Consider the following 11,210-nt stretch of genomic DNA (forward strand, 5'->3'; position numbering starts at 1 on the left):
ATGACGATCCTGACTGTCGTCCAGGCCTTGAACGAGCTCGGCATCTTCCCGTACGTGGAGGACGGCAAGCTCAAGACGCGCTCCGATGCGCCCATTTCCGACTCGGGAGCCATCGCCCTGATCCGTGCCCATCGCGAGGAGCTGATCGAATTCCTTGCCGGAGCGGCGGAAGGGATCAGGCAGACGACGCCGATCCTGCCGATCTCCAATCGTGCATCGCCTGCACCGCTTTCCTTCGCGCAGCAGCGGCTGTGGTTCATCCACCAGCTCGAGGGCGGCAGTTCCCAATACAACATCAATATCAACCTGGTGCTGCGTGGTGCGCTGGACATGGATGCGCTGCGTCGCACGATCGACACGATCGTCGCCAGGCACGAGACCCTGCGTACCCGCTTCATCCAGGATACCGGGGGCGATATTGTGCAGTTGCCTGCCGCCGCAGGGCCGGTGCCGGTCACCTTGATCGAACTGGGCGCGCTGCCCGAGCAGGCGCGTTGGGAGGCGGTGGCCGAGCAAAGCCGCGCCGAGTCGGCGCGCAGTTTCGACCTGGGCGAGCCTCCGCTGTTGCGGGCGACGGTACTGCGTGTGCGCGCGGACGAACATGTGGTGCTGTTCGTGACCCACCACATCGCCTCCGACGGCTGGTCGAAGGACGTGCTGGTCGAGGAGTTTTGCCAGCTGTACGCCGCGTTCCATGCCGGTAGCGAGAATCCGCTGCCGGAGTTGCCGGTCCAGTACCGGGACTATGCCGCATGGCAGCGCCATGAACTGTCCGGAAAGGCACTGGAGACGCAACTGTCGTGGTGGACGGCGCGGCTGGCAGGCCTGCCCCCGGTCCATGCGTTGCCGCTGTCGTGGCCACGGCCTGCGCAGCAGCGTTTCCACGGCGGCATGCTGCGCGTGGATGTCCCTGCTGCCACCGCGCGCAAGGCGCGCGCCTGGTGCGCCACCAAGGGCATGACGCCGTTCGTGCTGATGCACGCCACGTTCGCGCTGTTGCTGGCGCGGCTGGGCGGGGAGGACGACGTCGCCGTGGGTACGCCGGTGTCCGGGCGCGTGCATCCGGATCTGGAGCATCTGGTCGGCTTCTTCATCAACACCCTGGTGCTGAGGACGCGCCTCGATCCGGCGCAAGGATTCGGCAATTACGTGGATGCCAGCAAGCGCGAGGTTCTCGAGGCCTTCAACCACCAGACCCTTCCATTCGAGCTGTTGGTCGACGCGATCAATCCCGAGCGCAGCCTGAGCTACAGCCCGTTGTTCCAGTTGTTGTTCTCCTACCATAGCGGCACGGCACGCGAGATCGTCCTGCCGGGGCTGGAAGTCGACTCGCTGGACCAGGCCGGCAACACCAACCAGTTCGATATGGAATTCAACATCGCCGACGACGGCGACGGCATGCAGCTGGGCATTTCCTACAACCGAACGCTGTTCGAGACAGGCATGATCGCGCAGCTCGCGTCGAGCTTCTGCGTTCTGCTCGATGCAGCGCTGGACATGCCCGACTGCCCTGTAGCGGACCTGCCGCTCCTGGATGAGGTCGAGCGCTCGCGCATGCTCGATCGGAACCGCACCGATGTGGCACTCGCGCATGGCGGATGCATGCATGAGCGACTGTCCGCGATCGCCGCCGCCCACGCGGATCGGCCAGCAGTCGTCGCCGCCGAGGGGGAGCTCGACTTCCAGGCGCTGGATCGCGCCGGCAACCGCCTCGCGCACTATCTGGTCGAGCGGGGCGTACGGCCCGGCGACCGTGTCGGCATCTGCCTGCGGCGTTCGCTGGACCTGCCGGTGGCGCTGCTCGCGGTTCTCAAGGCCGGCGGTGCCTACGTGCCGATTGCGCCGGATACGCCGCAGAACCGTCTCTCGCACATGATCGAGGACGCTGGCATCCGTCTGGTACTCACCCACTCCGAGCTGTGGGATGCGCTCTCCTTCGGCGACAGCGACGCCATTCCGATGGATGTCGTCGGGCCGGTACTGGACACGCAGTCCGGGCACGCGCCTGCGCTGGCGGTCGATGCCGATGCCGTCGCCTACGTCCTGTACACGTCAGGTTCGACCGGCCAGCCCAAGGGCGTGGCGGTGCCGCACCGTGCGCTGACGAATTACCTGGACTACGCCGCACGCCACTATCTCGGCGGCGGCGTCGCTGCCGGCGTGGTCGCGACACCGTTCGCGTTCGACGCCACGGTGACGACCTTGATCGCACCGTGGTGCGCCGGCTTGCCGGTTTGTCTGCTCGACGACGAGAATGAAACCGCGCTGGAGCAATTGCTGGAGTACGCGGCGCGCCCGCAACCGCTGCTGTTCAAGCTGACACCAGCGCACCTGGATGCGCTGGCGCATCTGTCGCCAGGGCCGGTCGCGGATACGGCGCACCTGCTGGTGGTCGGTGGCGAACAGCTGGTGGCGCGCGTGCTCGAGCGTTTCCGCGCGCGCGTGCTGCCGAACGCCATCGTGGTGAACGAATACGGTCCGACCGAGGCCACGGTCGGCTGTAGCACCTTCGTCTCGCGCCCGCACAACGACCTGTCCGGCGCCGAAGCCGTCCCGATCGGCTGCCCGATCCAGAACACCAGGCTCTACGTGCTCGACGCGCATGCGCAGCCGGTGCCGGACGGCGTGACGGGCGAGCTGTACATCGGTGGCACGGGCGTGGCCCTCGGCTACCTGAATCAGGAGGCATTGACCCGGGCGAGCTTCCTGGCCGATCCATTCGCCGGCCAGGGCCGCATGTACCGCACCGGCGACCTGGTGCGCTGGCGCCGCGATGGAGAGCTGGAATTCGTCGGCCGTGCCGATGGCCAGGTCAAGCTCAACGGCTTCCGCATTGAGCCGGGCGAGATCGAAGCGGCCCTGCTGGCGCAGGCCGCGGTGGACAATGCGTGCGCCGTGGTGCATGCCGACGGCGCGGGCAGCAAGCGGTTGGTAGCCTATGTGGTGCCCTGCGGGAAACCGCCTGGCGCCGAGCACGACGAGAGCGAACTCGAGCGCTGGCGCTACCAGCGCGTGCGCGAACTGCGCGAGGCGATGCGCCGCAGCCTGCCGGAATACATGCTGCCTGCCGCGTATGTGCTGCTGGAGGCGCTGCCGCTGACGGCGAACGGCAAAGTCGACCGAGCGGCGTTGCCTGCGCCGGCGAGCGACGATTTCGACAAAGAGACCTTCACCGCAGCGAGTACCGCGACCGAAACGGCGCTGCTGGATATCTGGCGCCACGTGCTGAGACTGGAGATGATCGGCATCGACGATCACTTCTTCCGTATCGGAGGGCACTCGCTGCTGGCCACGCGTGTGGTCGGGGAAATCGCCGAACGCCTGCGCCGGCGCGTGCAGGTACGCAGCATGTTCGAACATCCCACAGTGCGCGGGCTGGCTGCCCATATCGACGCGCAGGCGGATGTGGACTATCGTCCGATCGAGCCGGTTGCGCACGACGGCGTCCTTCCGCTCTCCTACGGACAACAGCGGCTCTGGTTCATCGACCAGTTCAGCGGCGGCAGTCGCCAGTATCACATCTCCTCGGCGCTGCGCCTGAAGGGGCCGCTCGACCGCAATGCCTTGCAAGGCGCACTGGACGCGATCGTCGCGCGCCATGAGGTATTGCGTAGCCGCTTCGTGTCGGCATCCGGGACGGCGTCGCAGATCGTCGACCCTCCGGCACCGGTGCGGATGCATGCGCTCGATCTCGCGGCCGCGCCGCAGGACCGACGCGAGGCACGGATGGCGGCCATGATCGCCGAAGGCGCCGCAGCGCCGTTCGACCTGTCCGCCGATCCGATGCTGCGGATGATGCTGGTACGGATGGCGGAGGACGAGCACGTGCTGGGCCTGACCATGCACCACATCGCCTCCGACGGCTGGTCGACCGGCGTTCTGATCCGCGAGTTCACCCAACTGTACGCGGCATTCGCCCGCGGAGAGCGGCCAGCCTTGCCGCCACTGGCGATCCAGTACGGCGACTTCGTGCATTGGCAGCGGCGTGCGCTATCGCGCGAGGCGCTGCGGCCGCATCTGGAATACTGGAAGCAGCAGCTTGCCGATTTGCCGCGTCTCCATCGCCTGCCGCTCGATCGTGCGCGCCCACCGCTCCAGGACTACGCCGGCGCCGCGGTGGAGCGTTGCATCGATGTCGAGCTGTCGCGGGCGCTGCGCGACCTGTCCATCCAGCACAGCGTGAGCATGTTCATGCTGCTGCGTGCCGCGTTTGCGTTGCTGATCTCGCGCTGGAGCGGCGAGGAAGATGTCGCGATCGCCTCGCCATCGGCCGGCCGTACCCGCCGCGAACTGGAACCGTTGGTCGGATTCTTCATCAACAGCCTGATATTGCGCACCGACCTGTCGGGGAACGAAGGATTCGGCGCACTTCTCAGGCAGGTCCGGCGCTCTACGCTCGATGCGTTCGCGCACCAGGTCGTGCCGTTCGACATGTTGGTCGACGAACTCAAGCCTGAGCGCAGCCTCAACCACGCGCCGCTGGCCCAGATCAGCTTCACTCTGCACAACTTGGAAGATGCCGTACTGCAGTTGCCGGACCTGGAAATCTCGCGCGTGGACGACGGCGCTCCCGTCGCCCGCTACGACATCGAATTGCACGTCTTCGAGATCGACGGCGAACTGCACACGCGCTGGATCTATGCCACGAGCCTGTTCGATGCATCCACCATCGAGCGCCTGGCCGATAGCTTCACGGTGCTGCTTCGTGCGGTCGCCAGCGACCCGGACCAACCGACCATGACACTGCCGCTGCTGCCAGCGCACGACGCGGTGGCGCTCGCGCACTGGTCGCGGCCACGTGCCGAGGCGCTGCCGCAGGCGTGCGCGCAGCACCTGTTCGAGGCCCACGCCGAACGAGCCCCGCAGGCGTTGGCGGTAGCGTTCGAACGGCAGCGCGTGCGCTACGGGGAACTGAACGTGGTGGCCAATCAGGTGGCGCACTGGCTGCGTGCGCAGGGCGTGGTGCGCGGCGATCGCATCGGCCTGTGCGTGGAGCGCTCGCCGGAGATGTTGGTGGGATTGCTCGGCATCCTCAAGGCCGGCGCGGCCTATGTGCCGATGGACCCGACGCATCCGCAGGAAAGGCTGGAAGCGATGCTGGACGCGGCCAAGGTCGAATTGGTATTGACCCAACAGAGCGTGCTGGAGACCCAGCCGATGCTGGGCGAACGCACGGTGTTGCCGTTGGATGCGGACCTGCGCGAGCTGCTGCTTTCGGCATTTTCCGGCGACAACCCGGAGGCGAGCGAGGTCGGCGCCGGCCCGGACGATGCGGCTTACGCGATCTTCACCTCAGGCTCCACCGGGGTTCCCAAGGGGGTGCTCAACACGCATCGCGGAATGGTGAACCTCGCCACATACCAGCGGCGCGAGTTCGGCCTGGACGCAGACAGTCGCGTGATGACGTTCGCCTCCATCGGTTTCGACGGCGCGGTGTTCGAATGGCTGATGGCCCTGGCCAGCGGCGCCAGCCTGCACATCTGCCTTGAGGAAGACCGCAAGTCGCCCGAGCGCCTGGCCCAGTTCCTCGTCGCCGAGCGCATCACCCATGGCTGGATACCGCCCGCACTGCTGGCGCAGGTCCCGCTGGACCGCGACTACGCGTTGCGCGTACTCATCGTCGCCGGCGAAGCCTGCGAGGAACGCCTGGCGTGGCGGTGGGCGGAGCGCTGCCGTGTGGTGAATTCCTATGGCCCCTCGGAAGCCACGGTGGCCGCCACCCACGCCGATATCGTCCCGGGACGGCCGATCGTGCTCGGTCGCGCGCTTCCGAACGTGGAGTTGCGTGTGGTCAATGGGGCAGGCCAGCCACAACCGGTCGGTGTCGCCGGGGAGCTGATGCTCGGCGGCGCGGGGCTGGCGATCGGCTATCTCGGCCTGCCCGAATTGACCGCCGAGCGCTTTCTGGCGCATCCGGATGGCGACGGCCGCCTGTACCGCACCGGCGACTTGGCGCGGTGGAACGAGCGCGGCGAGTTGCAATTCCTTGGCCGGGTCGACGACCAGGTCAAGATCCGCGGCTTTCGCATCGAGCTCGGCGACGTCCAGACCCATTTGCTCGCGCACGCCTTGGTGCGCGAGGCCGTGGCGGTCGTGCGGGAAGACACTGGCGATCCGCGCTTGGCGGCTTACGTGGTCTGGGCCGACGGTGCCGACAGCGACGAAGAGGCGCTGCTGGCAAGGGTGCTGCGCGAGCATATGAAGGGTCGCGTGCCGGACTACATGGTGCCGGCGGCCTTCGTGGTGCTGCCCACGATTCCGTTGACCCGCAACGGCAAAGTCGACAGGCGCCGGCTGCCCAGGCCCAACTACGAAGCACAGCAGGTTTATGTGGCGCCCAGCGGCGACGTCGAGATCCGATTGGCGCAGATCTGGCAGCAGGTGCTGCGTGTCGAAAAGATCGGGGCGAACGACAACTTCTTCGAGATCGGAGGCGATTCGATCCTGTCGATCCAGGTCGTGTCCCGTGCCAACCAGGCCGGAATCGCGGTCACCACCAAGCAGCTTTTCGAGGCGCAGACCGTCGCCGAACTGGCGAAGTTGGCGGCGACCGCGACCGCGCCGCAGGTGAGCGCACCGCAGGAGCCGGTGCGGGGCGCGCTGCCGCTGTTGCCCATCCATCACCTATTCCTGGGTGCCGAGTCGCGCGATCTCCATCACTACAATCAGGCGGTGCTGCTGATGACGCCGCAGGACTTCGCCGACGACGCGCTCGCGGCCGTGGTCGAGGCACTGTACCTGCGTCACGACGCGCTGCGCCTGCGCTTCGGCGACGAAACCGGCCAGTGGTTGGCCACGCATGCGCCGCTAGATGCGGCGATGGTCGCCGACAGCTGCATCGTCGAGGCCCTGCCCGAGGCAGGCGCCGATTTCGACGACCACTTGGCAGCGCGTTGCACGCATTGGCAACGCGCCTTCGACCTCGGCGCCGGTCCATTGCTGCGTGCGGTGTATTTCCGAGCGCATGATGCGCGGCCCGGTCGCCTGCTCCTGGTCGTGCACCATATCGTCGTCGATGGCGTGTCCTGGCGAATCCTGCTTTCCGATCTGGACCGCGCCTACGGGCAGCGCCGCGCCGGGCAGTCCATCGAGCTCGACGCCAAGACGTCGTCGTTCAAGCAATGGGGCGAGGCAATGTCGCACTACGCGACATCGCAGGCCCTGGATGCCGAGCGCGGCTTCTGGCTGCGCCAGGCCGCGCTCGTGGTGCCGCCGTTGCCCGTGGACCGCCGCATCGACGGCTTCGGCGAAATCGCGAGCACGCGCACGCTCGCCGTCGGCCTCGACGAGGCGCAGACGCAGGCGCTGCTGCACCGCTGCAACGCGGCCTACCGCACCCGGATCAACGAACTGCTGCTGGCCGGGGTCTATCTCGGCATGCGTGCCTGGACCGGCGAAACCGCGCTGCGCATCCGCCTGGAAGGTCACGGCCGCGAACCCTTGTTCGACCATCTCAACACCAGCTCGACCGTGGGCTGGTTCACCAGCGTGTACCCGCTGACGCTGAGCGTGCCGCACGACGACACCGGCGCGACGATCAAGGCGGTCAAGGAGCAGTACCGCAGGATTTCTAACAATGGCATCGGTTACGGCGCGCTGCGCCATCTCGCCCGCGACGCCGAGTTGCTTGCCTGCGACGTCACCGAGCCGGAACTGGAATTCAACTACCTCGGCCAGTTCGACCATGTGCTGAACCAGGACACCCTGTTCCAGCCGGCCGCCGAAGGCGTGGGCGAGAAGATCTCCGGCCGCCGCCGCCGCATGCACCAGATCGGACTGTCCGGCAAGGTGTTCGGCGGATGCCTGAACTTCGTGCTCGACTACAGCGACGCGCAGTACGACGTGGCGACGATGCAGCGGTTGGCGACCCTGATCGGTGATGGCTGGAAACGCGTGATCACGCATTGCGTTCAGCGCGAAACCGCGGGCTTCACGCCGTCCGACTTCCCGCTGGCCAGCATCGGCCAGGATCGGCTGGATGGGTGGTGCGCGCGCTATCCATTGCTAGCGCGGCTGTATCCGGCCACGCCGATGCAGGTCGGCCTGCACTTTGAGAGCCAGATCGATCCGTCGACCTATGTCGTGCAGACGGCGTTGACCTTCCGTGGCACGCTCGATCGCCACGCGTTCCGCCGCGCCTGGCAAGGCGTGGTGCAACGGCACGACATCCTGCGAACCGCCTTCCTCGACGACGGGGAGGAGGCGCTGCACCAACTGGTGTCCGCGCAGGCCGAGCTGCCGTGGCACGAAGAGGACTGGCGCTCGCTTGTGCCGCACGAGCAGGAAACCCGCCTGGAGGCATACCGCCTGCGCGACCGTGAGCGGGGCTTCGACTTCGCGAGCGCGCCGCTGATGCGCATTGCCGTATTCCAGTTGGCCGACGACTGCAGTCAGGTGCTGTGGACGACCCATCACATCATCGTCGATGGATGGAGCAGCCCGCTGATCCAGCGCGACGTGATCGCCCTGTACCAGGCCGCCGTCGAGGGCCGTGCAGCCGCGCTGCCCGAGCCGGAGCCGTATGAGCGCTATATCGCCTGGCTGCAGCGGCAGGACGTCGCGGCCGCGCGCGCGCGATGGCGCGAACTGCTCGGCGAAGTCGAGGGATGCACGCCATTGGCCGCGTTGCGTCAGGATCCCGACGGCGACGCTGTCCCGCGCGAGTTCATGCTCGAACTCGGCCAGGCCGAGACCGCCGCGCTGCATCGCCTGGCGCAGGCATGCAGAGTCACGCCGAACACGGTCGTGCAGTGGGCCTGGGCCTATCTGCTGCATCGTTACAGCGGGGCGTCGCAAGTGGTGTTCGGCGCCACCATTTCCGGCCGTCGGCCGGAGGTGGACGGCATCGAGGACATGGTCGGCCTGTTCATCAACACCGTGCCGGTGCCGGTGGCATTTGCGCCGGATCTGGCCCTGGCCGACGCGTTGAACGCATTGCAGCGCGATTTCCAGGCGTGCAGCGATCACGGCTACCTGCCGCTGGCGGATATCCAGCGCCTGTCGGGATTACCGGCGGGCGTGGCCTTGTTCGACAGCCTGTTGGTGTTCGAGAACCTCGCGATCGATGCCGGCGCCGAAGCCGAGGCGATGGGGGCGGCGCTGCAGCTGGAGTTCGCCGCAAGCCAACGCCGCACGCAGTACGCGATGACCCTGATCGTCACGCTGGACGAGCGCCTGCGCGTGCGGATGGGCTATCGCGCCGATCAGCTCGACGATGCCGTCGTCGCGCGCATGGCGCAGCATTTTGCGGCGGTGCTGGCCGCGCTGCCGGCGCTGGCGGAGGATCGTGCGGCGGCGCCGGTGCTGCTGGATGCACAGGAGCAACGTCGCCTGGCGGCATGGCAGGCGCCCGTGCGCGCCTATGCGCAGGAGGCAACCATCCACGGCCTGTTCGAAGCCTGCGTCGACCGCCATCCCGACGCCGTCGCCCTGGTTCATGGCGAGCAGCGCATGCGCTACGGAGAGCTGGAGCATCACGCGAACCGTCTGGCACGGCATTTGCTGTCGCGTGGGATCGGACGCGACCAGGCGGTGGCCCTGCTGGTCGAGCGCAGCCCCTGCTACGTGATCGGCTTGCTCGGCATCCTGAAGGCAGGGGCCGCCTATCTGCCGATCGATGCCGAAGCGCCGGCCGAGCGCATCGCGGCGATGCTGCGCGTCAGCGACGTGCGGTGTGTGCTGGCGATGCGAACACTGGCGGACAAGGTCGCGCACCGCGGCATCGACGTGGTGTTGCTGGACGATGCGCCTGCGCTTGCTGCGCAGTCCGAGGCGCGCCCGGACGTCGCCGCGCGCATCGACGATCTGGCCTTCGTCATGCACACCTCCGGGTCCACCGGGGTGCCGAAAGGCGTGCAGTTGAGCCATCGCACCATCGTCAACCTGATGACGTCGCTGGCAGCGCGCCATCCGATGCTGGCCGAACCGGCGCCGAGCCTGCAGTTCGCCGCGATCGGCTTCGACATGTCGCTTTACGAGGTCGCCGGGGCGCTGTTCAACGGCGGCCCGCTGGTGCTGCTGGAAGAGGACGACCGCCTCGATACGCGTCGCCTGCTGGAGGTGATGCGTCGCGAACGCATCGCGCGCGCCTACCTGCCGACCGCGATGATCGACCATTTCGCGCAGACTGCGCTCGACAGCGGGGTCGAATTGCCCGATCTGAGATGCTTGCAAGCGGCCGGCGAGCAGTTGGTGGTGTCGAACGCGCTGCGCACCTGGGCTGCGCGCAGCGGTTGCATGCTGCTCAATCTGTACGGCCCCACCGAGAGCCACGTCGTCAGCGAGCACGCGCTCGACGGCGATCCCGCTGCCTGGCCGGCATTGCCGCCCATCGGCGCGCCAATCGACAATGTGGTCCTGCATATCCTAGATGCGGCATCGCAGCCGGCGCCGATCGGTGTCGTCGGCGAGCTCTACATCGGTGGCGATGGCCTGGCGCGCGGCTACGCCGGACGCGCCGACCTGACCGACGAGCGCTTCATCACCGTGCAGTTCGGCCAGGGTTGCGCTCAACGCCTGTACCGCACCGGCGACCTGGCGCGCTGGCGCACCGACGGCCGGATCGAGTATCTCGGCCGTGCCGATCGCCAGGTCAAGGTGCGCGGGTTCCGCATCGAGCCTGGCGAAATCGAGGCGCGCCTGTGCGACCACGCCGACGTATCCAAGGCGTTGGTGACCACGGCCGGCGAGGGCGCCGATCGCCAGTTGCTGGCCTACGTCGCCGCGGGCGCGGCGGACGAGACGGTGCTGGTGCCCGAACTGCGTGCGCTGCTGCAACGCCATCTTCCGCATTTCATGCTGCCTTCGGCGTTCGTGGTGCTGCCCGTACTGCCATTGACGGCCAATGGCAAGGTGGACCGGCGTGCGTTGCCTTTGCCCAAGCGGATCGGTGCCCTGGCCCGCGTCGAACCCGCGACCGCCACCGAGCGCCGGCTCGCTGCGATCTGGGAGCAATTGCTGGGACAACAATCGATCGGCGCGACGGAGCGCTTCTTCGATCTGGGCGGCCACTCGCTGTTGGCGATGCGAATGCTGTCGAAGGTCGCCTCAGAGTTCGGCTGCACCCTGAAGATCAAGGATGTATTCGCTTACCAGACGGTAGCGCTGCTGGCGCAGCTGATCGATGCCCTGACCGCAGGGCTTGCCGACGCGAATGCAAACGCCCCTGAGCGTGACGACGAAACGCTCGAAGAAACGGAGTGGTGACACGG

At 67.3% G+C, this 11,210-nt stretch carries 1 protein-coding gene; it reads left to right on the top strand.

Going from position 1 to position 11,210, the window contains the following annotated elements:
- The gene (locus HEP74_RS06940) at positions 1–11,205 is read left to right on the top strand and encodes a non-ribosomal peptide synthetase (RefSeq protein ID WP_185815787.1); all 11,205 of its coding nucleotides are present in this window, start codon (positions 1–3) and stop codon (positions 11,203–11,205) included.
- Positions 11,206–11,210 lie beyond the last annotated feature (5 nt).

Origin of the sequence: Xanthomonas sp. SS (genome assembly GCF_014236835.1) — a bacterium.
Lineage (GTDB): Bacteria > Pseudomonadota > Gammaproteobacteria > Xanthomonadales > Xanthomonadaceae > Xanthomonas_A.